This window comes from Desulfoscipio geothermicus DSM 3669, assembly GCF_900115975.1.
Lineage (GTDB): Bacteria > Bacillota > Desulfotomaculia > Desulfotomaculales > Desulfallaceae > Desulfoscipio > Desulfoscipio geothermicus.
The window spans coordinates 111,362-129,653 of sequence record NZ_FOYM01000004.1 but is presented as its reverse complement, the minus strand read 5'-3'; the positions used below and the strand labels follow the sequence as shown (position 1 = coordinate 129,653).

The window sequence follows — 18,292 nt, the reverse complement described above, 5'->3', positions numbered from 1 at the left end:
ACAAGCAGCGCGCAGAAAAAATAAAAAAGGGGACAGGCAACTTTTTCAAAAAGCGAAAAAGTAGCCTGTCCCCTTTTTTGTTTTTGTTAGCGCAGCACTGTTGGTACTACGGCGTCGATTAATCCGATCACGAAGGCGGAAATCAAAGCCCCGGCCAGACTGACGCTGAGCATAGTGGGAATAATAAACTGGGCCAGGTAAATTACCACGGCGGCAGTAATGAATCCCACAATCCCGCGGTTCTGGGGGGAAATCCTGTCGCCCAGCAGCGCTTCGGCCGCGTAACCGAGAACGGCGATTACAGCCGCCGCAATCAAAGCGCCTGTAAAGCCCCCGCGCACCACAAAGCCGGGAGCCAGCCAGCTAACAACAATTAAAACAAGTGCTGAAACAACAAAACGGATGATCAGGCCGATCCATTGAGTCATCTAAAGGTTCACCTCCTTTTTTGTAATCTATATTTATAATTAACCCAAAAATCCCGCCCGTATACAGGCGGAACTTGCTTTTTTTAATAGCGCATGGTAAAATTGTCCCTGTTGGGAGGTGAGAAAGATGCCTAATATTAAATCTGCTGCCAAACGGGTTCGCATTACCAAGAAACGGACCGAGCGCAACAGGCGTATCAAGTCTACCGTGCGCACCGCCATCCGCCGCTTCCAAGAAGCAATGGCCGGTGAAAACAGGGAAGAGGCACAAATGAAGTTACGCCGGGCGCTTGTTACCATAGATAAAGCCGTTACCAAGGGCGTATTGCATAAAAACACGGCAGCCCGTAAAAAATCCCGCCTGACCAAGTTTTTTAACAAAAATATGGCCAGCTAAGATTAAACCACCCAGTTGTGCACATGGGTGGTTAATTATTTTTCAGCGCAAATTTTTAATATAAAAGTTTCCATGGCGGTGAAAAAAGCGGCCTGGCCTGTTTTGACCCGGTAATCCAGTTCGGTCAGGTTATTGATGGCCCACACCAGTTGCCTTGTTTGAAAGTTATCTTTTTGTGCGGAAATTTTTTTATGGACGAAAGGGTGTAGCTTTAAGGCAGAGAGAATGTCCTCCCGGGTATGGCCGGCCCCGGCCAGTTCCTTGACCTGTAATATCAGTCTGAATTGCCTGGCCACCATGCCGGTTATCTGCTGGGCCTGATGCTTTTGCAACAGCAGGTTGCGAATGCCGGCCAGCGCCCGCATAACGTTTTTGGCACCAATGGCGTCCACTACCTCAAATATATTTTCTTCCAATTGACCGGTCACCAGTTCCCGCACCGTCTCCGGGTCAATTGTTTTCCCAGGCCCCACATAGCAGGTCAATTTATTCATTTCGTTATAGAGGGTGTACATATCCCGCCCGCAGCGGGCCATCAGTTCCTGGGCAGCTTCCCGGGAGATGGAACAACCCGCCTCCCTGGCCAGCTTGGCCAGCCATTTCACCAAATCAGTGGGCTTCAAGCCGGCAAATTCTATAGCCCGGCCCACCCGGGCCGTTTCCTTGTAGATTTTTTTCCGTTTATCCACACTTTGGGCGGTGGCAAAAACCAAACAAGTTCCGGCACAGGGAGCAGACAAGTACTCAAGAATCTGTTTGACATCTGTGTTTTTTGGTTCCTCTTGTTTAAAATGCTCTTCATTCACATCTGATTCCTTCTTTTTACCCGAGGCTTGAAACAGCCCCGTATTGCGCACCACTACCAGGCGCCGCCCCTTGACAAAGGGAGTGGAACCGGCCGCGGCGGCAATATCCCGGCCCGTAACCACGGTGCCGTCCAGCACCTCGTAATTGAGTTCTTCCCCGCCCGGTGGCAATATGGCTTCCCGCAACCGCCGGATGGCCTGGTCCCGCAAATAGTTTTCGGGGCCGTAAAAAAGATAAACAGGGGCAATATCCCCCCCTTTGAGTTGAGCCAAAAAATCAAGAAAGTATTTCATAAATCTAACCCCACCGCCGTCGTAATTCTTTTTGCATACTTAAATTATTCGTATTTTTCTTTATTGTACAGCCCCGCAAACGGCACATTGCGGGTCACGGTTAATTTCCACGGTATAAAAGCGCATGGACAGGGCATCGTAGGTCAACAGGCGTCCCAACAGAGGCTCACCGGTACCAAGAATGACCTTGACCGCCTCGGTGGCCTCCAATGAACCGATAATACCCGGCACCGCCCCCAGAACTCCCAGGCGGTCGCAGGAAGGGGCATCCTCCGGCGGAACATCTTTAAAAATGCAGGCCAGGCACGGTCCCTGTCCCGGTAGAATGGTCAAAGCCTGGCCGGTATACCCCAGCACTCCCCCGAAAATATAGGGTTTACGCTGTTCAACGCAGGCCCGGTTGATGAGAAAACGGGTCCCAAAGTTATCGGTGCCGTCCACTACCAAATCATACCCGGCTATTATTTCGCGGAAATTGTCTTCGTTTAGCCGCTGTTCGTAGCCCGTGACCCGGATATCGGGGTTTAAGGCGGTCAGTTTGTCCCGGGCGGAATCAATCTTGTGCCGCCCCAGGTCGGGAGTGGCATGCAGAATCTGCCTTTGCAGGTTGGACAGGTCAACCCGGTCGCCGTCCACCAGACCGATATGACCGACGCCGGCCGCAGCCAGGTAAAAGGCTGCCGGGGACCCCAGCCCGCCGGCACCCACCACCAGGACCCGGGCCTGCAATAATTTTTCCTGTCCCCGGGAGCCGACCCCGTCCAGCAAAATATTCCTCTTGTAGCGTTCCAGTTGCTCACTGGAGAGTTTACTCATAGATAATCCCCTACCCCTAATAAATAGAATCCATTTTTATGCCGGTTTGTTCTTCTGCTTTAAAAATCTCCACGCAAATCACTATAAACCGGAAATTATACAATTCATCCCCTGTCATTGGGGCGCTTTGAGCAAAATGTTAAAAAATTTTCTTCAATAAAATCTGCCACCGCCACAGCGTCCTCCGGGTCAAAGCATGGTACGTCTTCCGTACATAATGAGCGCTCCCCCACCACGGCCGCAAGCTGCCCGGGACGGGACGCGGGCCTACCCTCACCGCACCCGGTCCGGCGCACTTCCAACTGGGGGAAAGCCGCTTGCTTATAACCCTCGGTGATTATGAGGTCCATGCCGGGCATCAGGATGGCCACTTCTTCTACTGCCGGATCGCCGTCAAATTCCAGCACCAACCCCACTTTCCCCGGGCCGGCAATGGCCGTGCAGGCGGCCCCGGCCCGGGCCAGACGCCACGTATCCTTGCCGGGCCGGTCCATCTCAAAGGGCCCCCGGTGATGCTTGATTACACCCACCCGCCGGCCCCTGGCCCTGAGCTCAGCCACCAACTTTTCCAGAAATGTGGTCTTGCCGGTATTGGCCCAGCCCACCACGGAAATTACCGGGACCGAGCGATTATTCATCCAGCACCCGCACCTCGTCGCCCACCTTCACAGTGCCGTCCCGCAATACTTTGACAAAAATGCCTTCCTTGGGCATGACACAATCGCCGGCCTGGTGGTAAATCGCACAGCGGGTGTGGCACTCCTTGCCGATCTGGGTCACTTCGCCCAGAGCATCGGGGCCGATGGCGATTTTAGTGCCGATGGGCAAAGAAACCAGGTCCAGGCCCACGGTAGTGATATTTTCGGCAAAATCGCCGGGGTTAACATCCAGACCGGCGTCCCGCATTTTCTGTACGCTTTCCAGGGCCAGCAGGCTGACCTGCCTGTGCCACGGACCGGCGTGCGCGTCGCCCTCCAGGCCGTGGTCAACCACCAGCCGGCCCGTACCGATGTTTTTTTTACGCATGCCCTTTTTGGGGCTGGTGCAAACAGCCACTACATATCCCATGAATCCTCGTCCTTTCTTTCAAATGTGCCGCTTTTACCGCCGGATTTGTGAACCAGTCTGACCCGGCCCAGCACCATTTCCCGGTCAACGGCTTTGCACATGTCATAGATGGTCAGGCCGGCGACGGAAACCGCCGTCAGCGCCTCCATTTCCACCCCGGTTTTACCGGTGGTGCGCACCCGTGCCTGGATTTCCACCCGATCGGGTTGCCGCAGGCGAAAATCCACGTTAACCCCGGTAATGGTAATGGGATGGGCCATGGGGATGAGTCGCCCCGTTTCCTTGGCCGCCATAATGCCGGCCACCCGGGCCACGCCCAGCACATCACCCTTGGCCACCCGGCCCCGGGCGATCAATTCCAGCGTGGCCGGCTGCATTATAACCTCGCCCCGGGCCACCGCTTCGCGCGTGGTGTCATCCTTAACGCTGATATCCACCATCCTGGCATTACCCTTGTTATCGAAATGATTTAAACCTTTATAGCCATTATCATGCATTGCTGATTACCCTCCGATTTGCGACATGATCCGGTCATCTTCCTGCCAGTTGACCGCCAAATCATGACCGTTCGGTTTACTTAAAATTGCCTCATGGAACACCCGCACCAGTTCTTCCCGACCAGCGCCGGCCCGCAAGGGTTCTTTCAGGTCCATTTCCCGGTGGTTGAACAGGCACGGGCGCAACTGCCCGGTAGCTGTCAGGCGCAGCCTGTTGCACCGGGTGCAGAAGTGGTTGCTCACTGCCGAAATAAACCCGATGGTGCCCCGGCCCCCCGGGAGACGGCTGTAGCGAGCCGGGCCGTTGCCCCGAACATTTTTTACATCTTCCAGCGTACCCAGGGCCCCGGTAATCAATTCCCTGACCTCCGCGGAAGATATGAACCTGGCCCTGTCCCAGCCGTCGGCGGTACCGATGGGCATGAGTTCTATAAACCGGATGTGCAGCGGGTGGTCCAGGGTCAACCTGGCCAGGCTCAGCAATTCGTCATCGTTGAAGCCCCGAATGGCCACGGTATTTATTTTCACCGGATTAAGGCCCGTTTCCAATGCGGCGTTTATACCCCGCCGCACCGTGTCCAGGCACCCTCCCCTGGTAATCCGCTTAAACCGCCCGGCCCGCAAGGTATCCAGGCTGATATTGACGCGGTTCACCCCCGCGGCCTTGAGGTCGGCGGCCATTTCCGCCAGCAAAATGCCGTTGGTGGTGATAGCTATGTCATCAATTTCCGGAATCCGGCTTAAATTTTTAACCAGGTCCAGAATCCCGCGGCGCACCAGCGGTTCCCCACCGGTAAGGCGCACTTTTTTAATGCCCACCTGCACCCCGGCTTCCACGATGGCGGCTATTTCCTCCATGGTCAGTATTTCGTTGTGCGGTATGCTCCTGACACCTTCAGCAGGCATGCAATAAACACAGCGCAGGTTGCACCGGTCGGTAACCGATATACGCAAGTACTGAATTTGCCGCTGGAATCTGTCCTGCATTATAACACCTTCTTTTGTATGATTGATTAAAAAATAATCTTGCTCAAAATAACGTGACTACAATGTTTTGCCGGAAATGTACATAATATGGTATGAGCGCTAATCACAACCCAGCGACCAACAACCAACCACTAAGAATACCGACCCTTCTGCTGCAAAAAAGTGAGGCTGAAAGTGATCAGGTACGCCAGCAGCAGCAAAATCACGCTCAGGGCAATGCCGATATCAAAATTACCTTTGTTCACTTCCAATACGGTGGCCGTAGTCAACGTCCGGGTATAGCCCGATATATTGCCCCCCACCATCATGGCGGCGCCCACCTCGGAAATCACCCCGCCAAAACCCGCGATCACCGCGGCCAGCAGGCCCAGCCGGGCTTCTTTAAGCAGCAACCAAATCAACTGCCACCGGGACGCCCCCAGAGCCAAAATCTGCAACCTGATTTTAGGATTCAGCTGCCCAATGGCCGCCATGCTGAAGCCCGTCACAATGGGTGAAGCAATAATGCCCTGGGCAATGATGATGGCCGCCGGCGTGTACTGCAGCCCTAAAAAACCCAGGGGTCCGGAACGCCAAAGCATCAGGCTGACAAAAAGGCCGACCACCACCGGGGGCAATCCCATGCCCAGATTCACCAGGCTGACCGCCAGGTTGCGCCCCGGAAAAACCCGAAAAGCCAGGAAAAGCCCCACAGGCACCCCGATTAATACACTGATCAAGGTGGCCGTGCCGGAAACGCGCATGGTAAAAAGCGTAATTCGCAGTACTTCCGGGTCACCGGAAATCAACATATATAATGCTTTAGTCAAACCTTCCCAGATTTGCTCCACAGCCTAAAAACCTCATCTCAGTATGCTTAATTGAACATAACGCCTGCAAAAAAATTAGTCGTTGAAAATTCGTATGAAAATATTGCTTATTTCCCGTTCCACCGTTTCACGAAAACGGTAATACCGCCGTAGCAACTTGCCGGCCTCGGGTGTCAACCTGGCACCACCGCCCGTTTCGCCGCCCACCCTGGTGGTCACCAAATCCATGCCCCACTTTTTTTCCGCCGCCTTGATCTTACCCCAGGCGGCCCGGTAGGACATCCCCATGGCTGAGGCGGCTCCCGATATACTGCCGGTTTGATTTATATATTCAAGCAGTTGGAAAAAACCGTCCCCCTGCACACCTCCGTTTTTCTCCAGCCAAATTTTGTAGCCGGGGCTGAAGGTGTCGCCGGTAACCATTTAACCGCCTCCCACCGGCGGGAATAAAGATATTCTTTCACCGTCCCTGACAGTATAATCAAAGGATCGGTGCTTGCCGTCCACCAGAATGGTAAACACATGGTCTTTAGGAATGCCTATCTTGAGCAACAAGTCTCTGATTGTCCCGCCCTCCGGCAGTTCAACCGGCAACGGCTCGCCAAAGCTCTTGTTGGGTAAAAATTTTTCCAGACCGCTGAATACCCGCACTTCGATCCGCAATTGATTCACCCCCGCGTTTTCCTCTGTATTTGAAAAGACAGGGTTGCAGGAGGGCTTCCTCCCACAACCCTGCTCAGCATATTATACTAGAAGTTAAATACCTCGTCCAGGTCATTGTCCGAAATATCAAATTTGGTATTATGCGGCGGCAATTCCTCTGTTGAGAAAAACTCGGGCAGCCGATCGTCGGCCTTGGTAAAGCCGGCATCCAGGTTGAACCGGCGTTCCACCTTGAGAATGTTTTGCCCCAGAGCTGCCACGTCGTCCACGGTTAGCTCGGTGCCGTACTGGGCGTTCAGCATTTCCACGATGGTGGGCAGACCCTCGGGGTTATCCAGCACCGCGAAGGCCACGAACAGGCACAGGCCGGTAGCGTCAATAGCCGCGGTGGCTACCTGCAGGTTGCGGGACAGTTCCACCTGGCCGTCCTTGTTGGTGGGATCGACAAACCCGCCTACTTTCAAGATGTTGGCCGTTACGGCGTAACCGGCGGTGTGGTCTGCGCCCATGGGGGTGGTGGCGTAGGTGACGCCGTTGCCTTTGCAGGAACGCGGGTCGTAGGCCGGAATGCCCTGGCCCTTGACGGCGGGCACCCTGGTTACACCGTATACCTTACCTGCATTGGTGGCGCCGCTGCCGATAATGCGGCCCAGCGGCGTACCCTTGGCCACTTCTTCAAGCGCGGCGATGGCGGCCTGCCCGTCACCGAATGGGATGACACCGGCTTCCATCAATACGCCCAGGGTGCAGCCCGCTTCGATGGTGTCCAAGCCTACGTCGTTGCAGATGTAGTTCAACTTGGCCACGACGTCCAGGTCGCTGATTTCCAGGTTGGGCCCGAAGCACCAGGCGGTTTCATACTCAATGGGGGCGCAAACCTTGCCGTCCGGCATGGGGTACACATTGGAGCAGCGCATTACGCAACCGGGGTGACAGGCGTGGGTGGCCTTGCCGCCGCGGGCGGTGGCCACTTCGGCCAGTTTTTCGCCGCTTACTTCTCCGGCCTTGTCAAAACGACCGAATTTAAAATTCCGTGTCGGTAGAGTTCCGGCTTCGTTGATAATATTCATCAACACATTGGTGCCGTAAGAGGGCAGGCCCTGGCCGCATACCGGGTGGTCCAGCAATATCTTCGCGAATTTCTTGGCGGCTGCCTTGAAACGCTCGGGGTCTTTGACCGGGGCGTCGAATGTTTTGGGGCAGTCCACAACAATGGCTTTCAGGCCCTTGGAGCCCATTACCGCGCCCAATCCACCGCGACCGGCGTAGCGGCTGCTGTTGCCGTCGCTGTCATTGTTGCTAACGCCGGCGGAAGGCATGAGCATTTCTCCGGCCGGGCCGATGGTAATAACGGCCACTTTGTCACCGTAACGTTCCCGGCAAATGGCGGTTACTTCATAGGTGCCCTTGCCGGCCAGATCGTCGGCGGACAGCATTTCCACTCCGTCCGGAGTGATTTTCAACAGGAAAAACCCTTTATCCGCAGGCTTGCCTTCAATAATAACGGCCTTAATGTCCAGGTTGGCCAGTTTTTGCGATGTGATACCGCCGGCGTTGGCTTCCTTGATGCCGCCGGTCAGCGGGCTTTTGCCGCCCACCGAAAGGCGTCCCGAGGAAGGAGCGTTGGTTCCCGAAAGCAACCCGGGGGCAATCACCAGTTTATTAAACGGTCCCAACGGGTCACAGACAGCGGGCACTTCATCAGCCACCAGCTGGGAAGTGAGAGCACGCCCCCCCAGGGTCAGGTACTTGTCCGAAACTTCTTCAAACTTGGCCTGTTTAGCCGACATATCAACCCTTAAAAATTTGGCCACAGACAATCCCCCTTTTTTAATTTACCGGTTGACCTGTTAATAAGTTTACCGTATAATATAAAACTTGCTACAATCTCAGGTTACATTGAACAAACTGATTTGTCAATGTTATAAAATCAAACACTTTTTATAGTTTTTGCTTAACTTTTTCAGCTACGTCATCCGGGACCCACTTGGTCCAAATATCGGTCTTCTCCCGCAAGAACCAGATCGCCGCCTCATCCGCGTCCACCTTGTTCTCCCGCATATAGGCCAGCGCTTCACTGATCAGTGCACTTTTTAAACTGTAGTTCTTTAAAAATTCAACGACCTCGGGAGCTTTTTCCGGCATATCCTTATACACTACAATATTAACATCCACTGAGGGGAACGCACACCCGTAACCGTCTTTCCACAACTTTTCGCTGTATGCGGGTTCTTCAATTTGGGTAAGGTCCAGGGCCCCGAAAACCCATGTTGGAGCCCAGTAGTAACCAAACCAGGGTTTGCCCTCCTCATAGGCTTTCACCAGGGAGGTAGCCAGCGCAGTGCCCGAACCGGGGCGGAATATTTTATAATGTTTATCCAGGCCGTAAGTTGCAAATTTCTCGGTCAGGATTTTGTCCGCTTCCCACCCGGGAACGCCACCGTAAAACCGCCCCTTGGTGGGATCTTCAGGATCCTTGAATAATTCCCAGTACCTGGGGAGGTCTTCAATGGACTTGAGGTCGGGCGCCATAGGTTCTATACCCCTCTCGGGGTCCCCCTTGATAATATAGGTGGGAACAAACAAGCCCTGCACGTTGTCATCAAAGTTTGTTCCCAGATCTATGTATTTCCCTTCTCCCATCCATTTATCGTAAGCCTCCTGGGCATTTTGCACCCATATCTCCATAGAGACATCAATGTCGCCCGTACTCATACCCTGCATCAGAGGAATAGTTTCACCCGGCATGCTGTCGGTTTTATAGCCATAACCGTTTTCAATGATGAACTGCGCCACGCGGTTGTTAAACAGGGCACTTTGCCAGTTGTAATCGGCAAATACAATGGTCTCCTTGGCACTGTTGCTTTCCCCTGCATTGTCTGCTTCCCCGGAAGAGCACCCGGCAACTCCGGCAAGCGTAAAAAATAAAGCGGTTATAAGCACAAGCAATGGCAGCTTATTTCGCAACATAATTATACCCCCTATAGCTATTAGTTGTTTTTTTCATTGTAATCAGAACATCCCGTAAACACCTCACTCAATTCAAAATTCTAAATTGCGAGCAACTTATAAAAACCAACAAGTTGCTTGTATGACTGTGGTAATTATAGCACAGGTCCTAAAGCCTGTCCATTTGCACCTTTATATTTGCATTATACTGATAAGCATGAAAGTAACGCTAAAAAAACTCCCGCTTAAAGCGGGAGCTTCCAACTAAATGTTGGTTGTTTTTACATTATCAAGACCAAGTTCTTGCAATACTTCCTGCCCGGGGCGGCCGTCGGCATTCCAGCCGCGCAGCAGGTAATACTCGCGCAACATTACCTGCACATCTTCCGCAGTAAACCGGTGGCCCTTGCATGGTCCGCTGGGCAAAGGTGCAAAGAAACGCTTGGGCAGCGTATCCAACCCGGGGTCCAGACCCTCACGCAGGTTAAACTGCCGTCCCAGGTTCCATATCCTGGCCCCCAGCAGTTGCAGACCGTCCTCACCATCAAGATCGCGCCCCGTACACGTCCGGTACAGCTCCAGGTAAGTTTGCGGCTGTATACCGAAGGCGCCGAAATCGCACTTGACCAGTGTATCCAGGGCCGCCAGGTAGTTCTGGTAATGAATGACGATTTCCGCCTTGCCGGACAGGGCCAACCGGTCTACCGGCCGGCCGTTCCAGAGAGCGCCGCCCAGGTCTTCGCCCAAAGGCATACCGCGCTGGTGACAGCCGCCCCGGTCGGCGGTCATCAGGGCCAGGGCAATACCCGTCGCCCCCCGGGGACCCCAGGCCGGCGTTTCCAAACCCTTGATATGCACGGCAAACTCCTCCGCCGCAGGTCCCAGTTTGGCTGCCGCCCGCTGCACCCCGTCCGCCAGTAAATTCCCCAGGTCTCCCCGGCGATAGGCAACGGCCTCAAGCATCTTTTCCGCTGCCAGGGGGTTGCCGAACCGCACAGGCTGCCCCGCCACTTCCTTTTGCGGCAATATCCCTTTATCCGCGGCCTCCATGGCAAAACCCAGCACTCCCCCGGCGGACATACTGTCCAGTCCCAGCTCATCACACAGGTGGGTGAGATAAGTTACCGCTTTAATATCGTCGATCTCCAGGTTGGAGCCCAGCATGGCCGCGGATTCGTACTCTACAATATCGGAAACCGTACCTTTATAGCGGCCGGTCCGGATATACCCGACCTTGCTGCAGCGCACCGGGCAGCCCAAACAGGCGTCGCTTCTCAACCACAGGTGCTTGCTTTGCCCGAAGTCACTGATACTGTTGGCTCCTGCAAAGGTACCGTCAAAATAATTACGCCTGGGCAGTACCCCCACTTCATTGGCAAAGGGCACCGCTGAAGCGGTTCCGGTATCCACCAGCGCCTGGATATCCGGGCTGGCCTTTAGATCCCGGTAGCCCTGTTCCACTGCCTTTAAAAAGGCATCTTGATCATGCACGTAAACCGGCCGGGTGCCTTTTAACGCAACGGCCTTCAGGTTTTTGGCCCCCATTACCGCTCCGGCGCCGCCCCGTCCGGCCTGGCGGTTGTATTCGCAAGAAATTAAGGCAAACCGCACCAGGTTTTCACCGGCGGGCCCGATGCCGGCTATTTTAATCGAAGGATCCCGCAGTTCTTCTTTAATAGCGCGGTTGGCCTCCAGGGTGCCCATGCCCCAGCAACCCTTCGCCGGGCGAATTTCCACGCTGTCGTTATATATCCACAAATAAACGGGCTCACTGGCCCTGCCGGTGATAATAATGCCGTCGTACCCGGCATACTTTATCTCATGGCCGAATGACCCGCCAAAATATGAGTCCAGCAGCGTGCCGGTGAGGGGAGATTTGGTAACCACGCAGGCCCGCATGGACGGCGCCAGGGTACCGGTCAGCGGCCCGGTCATAAACATCAATACATTCTCCGGACCCAAAGGGTCGCAATATTGCGGCACCAGGTCATACAGCAATTTCATGCCGAATCCCTTGCCCCCGATGAAATTATCGCGCAGCCATTCCGGCACTTCCATTGGCTTGACTTCACCGGTGGTAAGGTTAACAAACAGGAATTTATTCATGTAGCCGCTAGGCATCTGCATCCCCTCCCAGCTTAATTTTTTCCAGGGCGCCGGTGGGGCAGTATTTGACACAAGCCGGGTCTCCGCCGCACAGGTCGCATTTGCGTGCCGATTTATTATCGCTGTCAAAAAACACCATGTCTACCTGACATGCTTCAACGCACAACCCGCACCCGGTACATTTTTCCTCCCGAATAACCACCCGGCCATCGTCTTCCCGGCAGATAGCCTCACTGGGACAAACCTGCATGCAGAAGGCGTTCCGGCACTGGGCACAAAGGACGGGCCGGCAAATCAGGCCCTGTTTTTCCAGCCTCAATAAAGCCAGGCGGGGATTCGTGCCCCCGGTTTTAATCTGTGCACACGCCATCTGGCAAATAGAACAACCGGTACACAGGTCAAAATTACAGTGTATTACTGTTCGCAAAATATAACCCCCATCCCAACGAACATATTGTTTACATTATATCTTTATACCAAAGCTGACAACACGGAGACGCGGGATATCAGGCCCAACAGTTTGCCATCTTCATCTATTACGGCCAGAGGGTACTTGGTATCCGTGGCTTTGGGGATCAGGTCCTGCAGGAATGCTTCGCAGTCGGTGGTGTAATAATCATGTTTTAATATCTCCCGCAGCGTTTTATTCTCCTTGATCGCTTTAATGGTATCATCTATGGTAACAATGCCCTGCAGCCTTTTTTCCGAATCAACGACAAATACACTGGAAATGCCGTTTGACTTCATCTCCATCATGGCTGCTTTCAGCCCTTCCTTGATGGAAACCAGAACGGTGGGTTTAAACATGACATGTTTGGCCTGCAGAACCTTGGACCGGTCAATGTCCTTAACAAAATTCTCGATGTACTCACTTTCGGGGGAAGCCAGAAGTTCCTCCGGCGTACCGATCTGTTCGATTACACCATCTTTCATTACCGCCACCCGGTCACCGATTTTAAAAGCTTCATTAATATCGTGGGTAATAAATATGATGGTTTTTTTCAACCTGGACTGCAGTTCCATCAATTCATACTGCATATCGCGCCGGATCAGCGGGTCCAGGGCGCTGAAAGGTTCATCCATTAAAAGGATGTCCGGGTCATTGGCCAGGGCCCGGGCCAACCCCACGCGCTGTTGCATACCGCCGCTCAATTCATTGGGCATTTTATTCTCCCAGCCGGCCAGTCCGGCATTGGCAATGGCCTTTTTGGCGATTTCACAGCGCTCATTTTTGGGTATTTTTTTAACTTCCAGGCCGTATTCAACATTGCCGATGACTGTTCGATGGCTGAGCAGGCCAAAATGCTGAAATACCATGGCCACCTTTTCCTGCCTGAATTTTTTAAGCTGCTTTTTGTCGTATTCCAAAATATTGTCCCCGTCAACATATATTTCTCCGGCAGTGGGTTTGTTGAGTAAATTCAGGCAGCGTATCAGGGTTGACTTACCGCTGCCGGACAGGCCCATAATGACAAACACTTCCCCTTCTTCAACCTGAAAGGAAGCGTTCCTGATACCCACGGTATGCCCGGTATCTTCCAGTATCTTCTCTTTTGACATCCCCTGTTTTACTTTTTCCAGTATCGCTTTGGGATTACGCCCAAAAATTTTGGTTAAATTTTTTACCTCTACTTTAACCGGCATTATCAAACTCCCACTTTCATTTTTTAGCTTTTAACCGGGAATTTTAAAACGATTGGCAATACCCTGAGATATCCTGTCCATAATAATGGCAATGATAACTATCCCCAATCCTGCTTCAAATCCGCGCCCGATTTCTATTCGGTTAATGGCTATCAAAACTTCCATACCCAATCCCTTGGCGCCGATCATGGAAGCAATAACCACCATGGACAGGGCCATCATGGTTGTCTGGTTAATTCCGGCCATTATCGCCGGCAAAGCCTGGGGCAGCTGGACCTTGGTCAATACATCCCACGAACCGGAACCAAATGAAATCGCGGCCTCGACCATTTCCTTGGAAACCTGGCGAATCCCCAGGTCCGTCAGCCTGATTACAGGAGGGATGGCGTAAACGGTGGTGGCGAAAACCGCCGGCACTTTACCCAACCCGAACAGCAACATGGCGGGAATCAGGTAAACAAAACTGGGCATGGTTTGCATAAAATCGAGCACAGGCCGCATTAATGCCTGAACATAAGAACTGTAAGCCATCAAAATGCCTATTGGGATGCCGAATATCAGGGAGATTATAACGGATGCCAGTACTATGGCCAGGGTGTACATCATATAATCCCAGTAACCAAAAGTCCCTACCAGAACCAGCATCAGCGAAAATACAATGCCGGCAATAACTGATGAAAAACGCCAGCCCATTATTAGAACAACGATAACAACCAGCCACCAGGGCAGCCACAGCAACAAGTCTTCAATGTGGATCATCAGCCATAAAATAGCATTGCTGACAGCTTCAAAAAAATCTCCAAAGTTTATATCCAGCCACTTGACAAATTTCTCTACATACACTCCCAAATTAAAGGTTAAAAACTCAGGGAAATTATTCATGTACGGTAGCTGCAGGCTCAGTTGCCCCGCAGCCATTAACCCCCTTTTACTGTTTCCTCTTGTCTCCCACGGTATAAGTCAGGTTGGCCGGAAAACATACCGGCCAACCTTGTCAACCCAAAGAAATTCCAATTATTTGATTGCTGCATTTACCTTTTCCGCCACATCCGCAGGTACCCACTCGGTCCACAGGTCTTTATGTTCCTTTAAAAACCATTTCGCTGTTTCCTGAGTAGTTGCTTGATTATCCTGCATGTAAGCCAGCGCTTCACTAACCAGTTCGCTGCTGGTATGGTAGTGTTTTAAAAATTCCACCACTTCAGGCGCCTGCTCGGGTAGTTTTTTCTGGACAATTATAGTGAGCCTTTGGGACGGGTATTCACAACGATAGCCATCTTTCCACAGCTCGTCGCTGTAGGGCGCATCTTCCAACAGGGTTAAATCATACTTACCGGATATCCAGGTCGGCTCCCAGTAATAACCGACCCAGGGTTTGCCTTCTTCGATGGCCTTGGTCAAAGAGGTGGCCAGAGCGGTGTCGGAACCGGGCTGGAAGTAATTGAAGTTCTTGTCCAGGCCATAGTTCTTGTACTTGGCCTGCAAAACGGTGTCCGCCGTCCAACCCGGTATAGAGCCGTATATTCTTCCCTTGCCGGGGTCTTCCGGGTCTTTAAACAACTCCCAGTATTTGGGAAGGTCGTGGATAGACTTCAAATCCGGCGCCATGGGCTCAATACCCCTGGCGGGGTCACCTTTAATAACGTATGTCGGTACATAAAGACCCTGCTTGTTATCGTCGAAGTTCAGCCCCACTTCAATAATGTCTCCGTTCTCAACCAGTTTATTGTACTTGTCGATAACATTGCCGCTCCAAACTTCCATGTACACGTCAATGTCGCCGGTACTGACGCCGGTCAAGGACGACGGCTCACCGCCCGGAATCACGTCCGTTTTATAGCCGTAACCCTCTCTCAATATTATGCCGGCTATTTCGTTATGCAAGCGAATGCTATCCCACCCGGCATCGGCAAAAATGATGGTCTCTTTTTTCTTTTCGGCCGCCTGTTTTTCACCCCCGCCGCAACCGGCAGTCAGCAAGGCCACCGCCACAAACAATGAAATTACCAGCCACAGGGTTTTGTTTTTCTTTCTAAAAATGCTCATTTCTAATTCCCCCTCTTAAATGATACCTACCAACAAGATTAGTATTTGCATAGCACAGAATTTCAGATTTTGACTAATACCCCTGACGAAAGTCTTTGCTACGCCATATCCCCCCTCTTAACGCAAAATGCTACAAGCTAACTACCAACTTAATAAAACCACGAAGTTGTCCGCAAAGTCAAAGTCTAATATCTATTAATAAAACTAACTATATCATAGATTAATTGATATAACTTATGATTACTGTCTTATACGTTTAATATCTATTAAACGTATTGTAAATTTTTAAGCCCCTATCCACGCTGATGTGAGGGGCTTAATACGTCAATCTACTTTTTTCGGCGGAATAAGTTCAAAAAGGCGCCCGCTTTCCAGACTTTTTACTAGGTCATCCAGCCAGTTATAGTACACTTTTGAATTCTCTATTTGCTGTTTGAATGCTTCTGCTTCCTTCTTTTTTTCGGGTGATAAATCGGGGTTTTCCAGTAATGTATCTAATTCTGTCAGAGCTTCATCTATAGCGTGTAAATTAACCTCAATTTCCCGGCGCCACTTGGTGGAAAAAAAGACCTGAAAAAATTTAAAAAAATCCTTTTCCGCCACGTATAAATCCTTGCGGGTCCCCTTTTGCCAGACTTTTTGCACCACTTTCATATCCAGCAGGGAGCGAACCGCCAGACTCATACTGGGTTTGCTCATGCCCAGTTCATCTTTCATTTCATCCAGCGTCATCGGGTACTGCTGAAAATAAAGCGTGCCGTAAAGCCGCCCGATGGAAGCCGTGACGCCGTATAGGTCCATGGTTTCAGCCATGGCGTTGATCACTTTATCCTTGGCCTGAATTATTTTTTCTTCCAAACGACCCGGGACCAAATAATCACCCCGATTTCTTTTTTTATCGTTATACATATCATCAAACCTTTCACTTAGGAAATGTACCTACTACCTTTGTTTAAGATATTTTAATCATATCTTATAAAAAAAATAATGTAAATGCCTATATAGCACCGAAATTACGAGGTATTTATAAATTTTGCCTAAATTTCTGAGTTGAACAGTTATTTTTTACATGCTAACATTTAAAAAGTATTAAACATTATAAACCATCTTAACATTAATACAAGGGGGAGATACACTTGAATATGCGTTTTGAGCGCATGGCCAGATTAAAAAGTTTCGAGATGCCGACAGTAGTTAAACACGGCATAGGAGTTATCAAGCACCTTGGCGATGAGGTAAAAAACCTGGGGGTCGATAAAGCACTCCTGGTAACGGATAAGGGTGTTTGCGAGGCCGGCTTAATAGAACCGGTCATGGACAGCCTCAAGCAGGCCGGCGTGGAATATGTACTTTACGACAGCGTGGTGGCCAACCCGCCGCTGGATGTGGTGGCCGCCGGCACTAAAAAATACCTGGAAAACAACTGCAACGGCCTGATTGCCGTGGGCGGCGGCAGTTCCATGGACACGGCCAAGGCCATCGGCGTGGAAGTGGCACATGGTAAACCCGTCCTGGAATACGAATGTGCGGAGGGTAAAAAGCCTTTAAGCAAGAGAATTCCGCCGCTGACCACCGTCCCCACCACCGCGGGCACGGGCAGCGAAGTCACCCAGTGGGCGGTCATTACCGACCCGGCGCGGCAGTTTAAGTTCAACACCGGCGGACCGCTGATTGCCGCCCACCTGGCGGTCATCGATCCGGAGTTGCACATATCCATGCCGCCCCACATTACCGCCGGAACGGGCATGGATGCGCTTTGCCACGCCATTGAGTGCTATACCTGCCACTATGCCCAGCCCATCACCGATGCGGTGGCGCTGCTGGCCATTGAGTACTGCGCCAAATACCTGCGGCGGGCCTGCGCCAACGGTCAGGACATAGAAGCCCGTTATGCCATGGCCCAGGCAGCCATGCTGGCCGGTTTGTCTTATGGCAGCGAATCGGCGGGCGCCGCCCATGCCATGTCCCAGACCCTGGGCGGCATCATCCCCGTGGCCCACGGCCCGTGCGTGGCCACCATGCTGGGGCCCGTCATGGAATACAACTGGATGGGCGAGCCGGAGAAATTTGCCCGCATCGCCCAAGCCATGGGGGTAAACACCTTCGGGCTGTCCGTGGAAGAAGCGGCCAAAGAGGCCGTACTGGCCGTATACCAACTGGTGGATGATCTGGGCATCCCCACCCTGGCGGAGCAGGGAGTGCCGGAGGACATGATACCGCGACTGGCCAGGGAAGCTTTCAACGACCCGCAGACGGTGGGCAACCCCAGGGATATTAATGTTAAGGGTTACGAGTGGATTTACAAGCGCTGCTTTGGCCTGGTGGAACCGACGCTGTGATTTAGTCAAAAACACTCTAAACTTATAGCCGGCAGCATTTTGCGGTAATTTGCAAGATACTGCCGGCTATTCTTTTTATCAGCTCTCGGTAGAAGACACCACTTTTAAAGTGGGTGATGAATGCCGGTTACTCCTCCATGAATGGAATGACGGGCTTATGATCACAAACCAACAAAAAAACTTTACCGAATGCGGTCTCTTTACCAACACCCGGCTTTACCCGAAAGATAAAAAACAATGTTTAATATCTATTTTTATTGAAATTAAGGAGTGCCAGGCACCTTTATTCGTGGCTTAACGCCTCCAGCAAAAACTGAAGCAAAATATCCGTTTTCCTGGCCCCGATGGCCTTTAAAATGCCGATCTCCCTGGTACGTTCCTTGACCGAGACAAACATAACGTTCATGATGCCGATGCCGCCCACGATCAGCACTATGGTGGCT

The 18,292-nt window shown here is 52.1% G+C and carries 20 protein-coding genes and 1 pseudogene; 2 read left to right on the top strand and 19 right to left on the bottom strand.

Going from position 1 to position 18,292, the window contains the following annotated elements:
* Positions 1-86: 86 nt before the first annotated feature.
* A complete protein-coding gene (locus BM299_RS03935; protein WP_092482153.1) occupies positions 87-428 on the bottom strand; it encodes a phage holin family protein in 342 nt (113 codons plus the stop codon).
* 127 nt (positions 429-555) lie between these two features.
* On the opposite strand from BM299_RS03935, the gene rpsT reads away from it, so the two are divergent.
* Positions 556-825 (top strand): 30S ribosomal protein S20, encoded by a 270-nt coding sequence (gene rpsT, locus BM299_RS03930; protein WP_092482152.1) that lies wholly within the window; start codon positions 556-558, stop codon positions 823-825.
* A gap of 35 nt (positions 826-860) precedes the next feature.
* Here the strand turns inward: rpsT and holA are convergent, their stop codons facing one another.
* The 17 genes from holA to cudC all read right to left on the bottom strand — a co-directional run bounded on the left by holA (position 861) and on the right by cudC (position 16,419).
* A complete protein-coding gene (holA, locus tag BM299_RS03925) occupies positions 861-1,925 on the bottom strand; it encodes a DNA polymerase III subunit delta (protein WP_092482151.1) in 1,065 nt (354 codons plus the stop codon).
* A 60-nt stretch (positions 1,926-1,985) separates the two neighbouring features.
* The gene (locus BM299_RS03920) at positions 1,986-2,741 is read right to left on the bottom strand and encodes a HesA/MoeB/ThiF family protein (RefSeq protein ID WP_092482150.1); all 756 of its coding nucleotides are present in this window, start codon (positions 2,739-2,741) and stop codon (positions 1,986-1,988) included.
* A gap of 104 nt (positions 2,742-2,845) precedes the next feature.
* A complete protein-coding gene (gene mobB / locus BM299_RS03915; RefSeq protein WP_092482149.1) occupies positions 2,846-3,379 on the bottom strand; it encodes a molybdopterin-guanine dinucleotide biosynthesis protein B in 534 nt (177 codons plus the stop codon).
* Positions 3,372-3,809 (bottom strand): MOSC domain-containing protein, encoded by a 438-nt coding sequence (locus BM299_RS03910; protein WP_092482148.1) that lies wholly within the window; start codon positions 3,807-3,809, stop codon positions 3,372-3,374. Before BM299_RS03910 ends, mobB begins: the two co-directional genes overlap by 8 nt.
* Positions 3,797-4,306 (bottom strand): cyclic pyranopterin monophosphate synthase MoaC, encoded by a 510-nt coding sequence (gene moaC / locus BM299_RS03905; protein ID WP_092482147.1) that lies wholly within the window; start codon positions 4,304-4,306, stop codon positions 3,797-3,799. Before moaC ends, BM299_RS03910 begins: the two co-directional genes overlap by 13 nt.
* A 6-nt stretch (positions 4,307-4,312) precedes the next feature.
* Entirely contained in the window at positions 4,313-5,293 is a 981-nt protein-coding gene (gene moaA, locus BM299_RS03900; RefSeq protein WP_092482146.1) for a GTP 3',8-cyclase MoaA, read from the bottom strand.
* 131 nt (positions 5,294-5,424) lie between these two features.
* Positions 5,425-6,123, bottom strand: a complete 699-nt coding sequence (locus BM299_RS03895; protein WP_092482145.1) for an ABC transporter permease — start codon at positions 6,121-6,123, stop codon at positions 5,425-5,427.
* A gap of 54 nt (positions 6,124-6,177) precedes the next feature.
* Entirely contained in the window at positions 6,178-6,525 is a 348-nt protein-coding gene (locus tag BM299_RS03890; protein ID WP_092482144.1) for a winged helix-turn-helix domain-containing protein, read from the bottom strand.
* Entirely contained in the window at positions 6,526-6,774 is a 249-nt protein-coding gene (locus tag BM299_RS03885) for a MoaD/ThiS family protein (RefSeq protein ID WP_245779633.1), read from the bottom strand. It lies immediately after the preceding gene.
* Positions 6,775-6,851: 77 nt separating this feature from the next.
* A complete protein-coding gene (locus tag BM299_RS03880; protein WP_092482142.1) occupies positions 6,852-8,579 on the bottom strand; it encodes an aldehyde ferredoxin oxidoreductase family protein in 1,728 nt (575 codons plus the stop codon).
* 127 nt (positions 8,580-8,706) lie between these two features.
* Positions 8,707-9,735 carry an ABC transporter substrate-binding protein gene (locus tag BM299_RS03875; protein WP_092482141.1) on the bottom strand — a complete coding sequence of 343 codons (1,029 nt, stop codon included), beginning with the start codon at positions 9,733-9,735 and terminating at the stop codon, positions 8,707-8,709.
* Positions 9,736-9,978: 243 nt separating this feature from the next.
* On the bottom strand, positions 9,979-11,835 hold the full coding sequence (locus BM299_RS03870; RefSeq protein ID WP_092482140.1) for an aldehyde ferredoxin oxidoreductase family protein: 1,857 nt from the start codon (positions 11,833-11,835) through the stop codon (positions 9,979-9,981).
* On the bottom strand, positions 11,828-12,247 hold the full coding sequence (locus tag BM299_RS03865) for a 4Fe-4S dicluster domain-containing protein (protein ID WP_207545121.1): 420 nt from the start codon (positions 12,245-12,247) through the stop codon (positions 11,828-11,830). Before BM299_RS03865 ends, BM299_RS03870 begins: the two co-directional genes overlap by 8 nt.
* A 44-nt stretch (positions 12,248-12,291) precedes the next feature.
* Complete coding sequence (locus tag BM299_RS03860; protein ID WP_092482139.1) at positions 12,292-13,464, bottom strand: quaternary amine ABC transporter ATP-binding protein; 1,173 nt, start codon at positions 13,462-13,464, stop codon at positions 12,292-12,294.
* A gap of 30 nt (positions 13,465-13,494) precedes the next feature.
* On the bottom strand, positions 13,495-14,382 hold the full coding sequence (locus BM299_RS03855; RefSeq protein ID WP_245779632.1) for an ABC transporter permease: 888 nt from the start codon (positions 14,380-14,382) through the stop codon (positions 13,495-13,497).
* A 96-nt stretch (positions 14,383-14,478) separates the two neighbouring features.
* Positions 14,479-15,510 (bottom strand): ABC transporter substrate-binding protein, encoded by a 1,032-nt coding sequence (locus BM299_RS03850; RefSeq protein WP_092482138.1) that lies wholly within the window; start codon positions 15,508-15,510, stop codon positions 14,479-14,481.
* A gap of 324 nt (positions 15,511-15,834) precedes the next feature.
* Positions 15,835-16,419: a choline uptake/conversion transcriptional regulator CudC gene (cudC, locus tag BM299_RS03845; RefSeq protein ID WP_092482137.1), complete on the bottom strand. Its 585-nt coding sequence runs from the start codon at positions 16,417-16,419 to the stop codon at positions 15,835-15,837.
* 233 nt (positions 16,420-16,652) lie between these two features.
* Between cudC and gbsB the strand changes: the two genes are divergently transcribed.
* Entirely contained in the window at positions 16,653-17,849 is a 1,197-nt protein-coding gene (gbsB, locus tag BM299_RS03840) for a choline dehydrogenase (protein WP_281246353.1), read from the top strand.
* Positions 17,850-18,144: 295 nt separating this feature from the next.
* On the opposite strand, the pseudogene BM299_RS19910 reads toward gbsB, so the two are convergent.
* Positions 18,145-18,291 (bottom strand): annotated as a pseudogene (locus BM299_RS19910) (FtsX-like permease family protein); the annotation flags it as partial.
* Between the last annotated feature and the right edge of the window lies 1 nt (position 18,292).

What these genes read in the sequence shown, in the direction of transcription:
- BM299_RS03935 (WP_092482153.1), bottom strand. Translation starts at nt 428, where the DNA reads ATGACTCAATGGATCGGCCTGATCATCCGTTTTGTTGTTTCAGCACTT.
- rpsT (WP_092482152.1), top strand. Translation starts at nt 556, where the DNA reads ATGCCTAATATTAAATCTGCTGCCAAACGGGTTCGCATTACCAAGAAA.
- holA (WP_092482151.1), bottom strand. Translation starts at nt 1,925, where the DNA reads ATGAAATACTTTCTTGATTTTTTGGCTCAACTCAAAGGGGGGGATATT.
- BM299_RS03920 (WP_092482150.1), bottom strand. Translation starts at nt 2,741, where the DNA reads ATGAGTAAACTCTCCAGTGAGCAACTGGAACGCTACAAGAGGAATATT.
- mobB (WP_092482149.1), bottom strand. Translation starts at nt 3,379, where the DNA reads ATGAATAATCGCTCGGTCCCGGTAATTTCCGTGGTGGGCTGGGCCAAT.
- BM299_RS03910 (WP_092482148.1), bottom strand. Translation starts at nt 3,809, where the DNA reads ATGGGATATGTAGTGGCTGTTTGCACCAGCCCCAAAAAGGGCATGCGT.
- moaC (WP_092482147.1), bottom strand. Translation starts at nt 4,306, where the DNA reads ATGCATGATAATGGCTATAAAGGTTTAAATCATTTCGATAACAAGGGT.
- moaA (WP_092482146.1), bottom strand. Translation starts at nt 5,293, where the DNA reads ATGCAGGACAGATTCCAGCGGCAAATTCAGTACTTGCGTATATCGGTT.
- BM299_RS03890 (WP_092482144.1), bottom strand. Translation starts at nt 6,525, where the DNA reads ATGGTTACCGGCGACACCTTCAGCCCCGGCTACAAAATTTGGCTGGAG.
- BM299_RS03875 (WP_092482141.1), bottom strand. Translation starts at nt 9,735, where the DNA reads ATGTTGCGAAATAAGCTGCCATTGCTTGTGCTTATAACCGCTTTATTT.
- BM299_RS03870 (WP_092482140.1), bottom strand. Translation starts at nt 11,835, where the DNA reads ATGCCTAGCGGCTACATGAATAAATTCCTGTTTGTTAACCTTACCACC.
- BM299_RS03860 (WP_092482139.1), bottom strand. Translation starts at nt 13,464, where the DNA reads ATGCCGGTTAAAGTAGAGGTAAAAAATTTAACCAAAATTTTTGGGCGT.
- BM299_RS03855 (WP_245779632.1), bottom strand. Translation starts at nt 14,382, where the DNA reads ATGGCTGCGGGGCAACTGAGCCTGCAGCTACCGTACATGAATAATTTC.
- BM299_RS03850 (WP_092482138.1), bottom strand. Translation starts at nt 15,510, where the DNA reads ATGAGCATTTTTAGAAAGAAAAACAAAACCCTGTGGCTGGTAATTTCA.
- cudC (WP_092482137.1), bottom strand. Translation starts at nt 16,419, where the DNA reads ATGTATAACGATAAAAAAAGAAATCGGGGTGATTATTTGGTCCCGGGT.
- gbsB (WP_281246353.1), top strand. Translation starts at nt 16,653, where the DNA reads ATGCGTTTTGAGCGCATGGCCAGATTAAAAAGTTTCGAGATGCCGACA.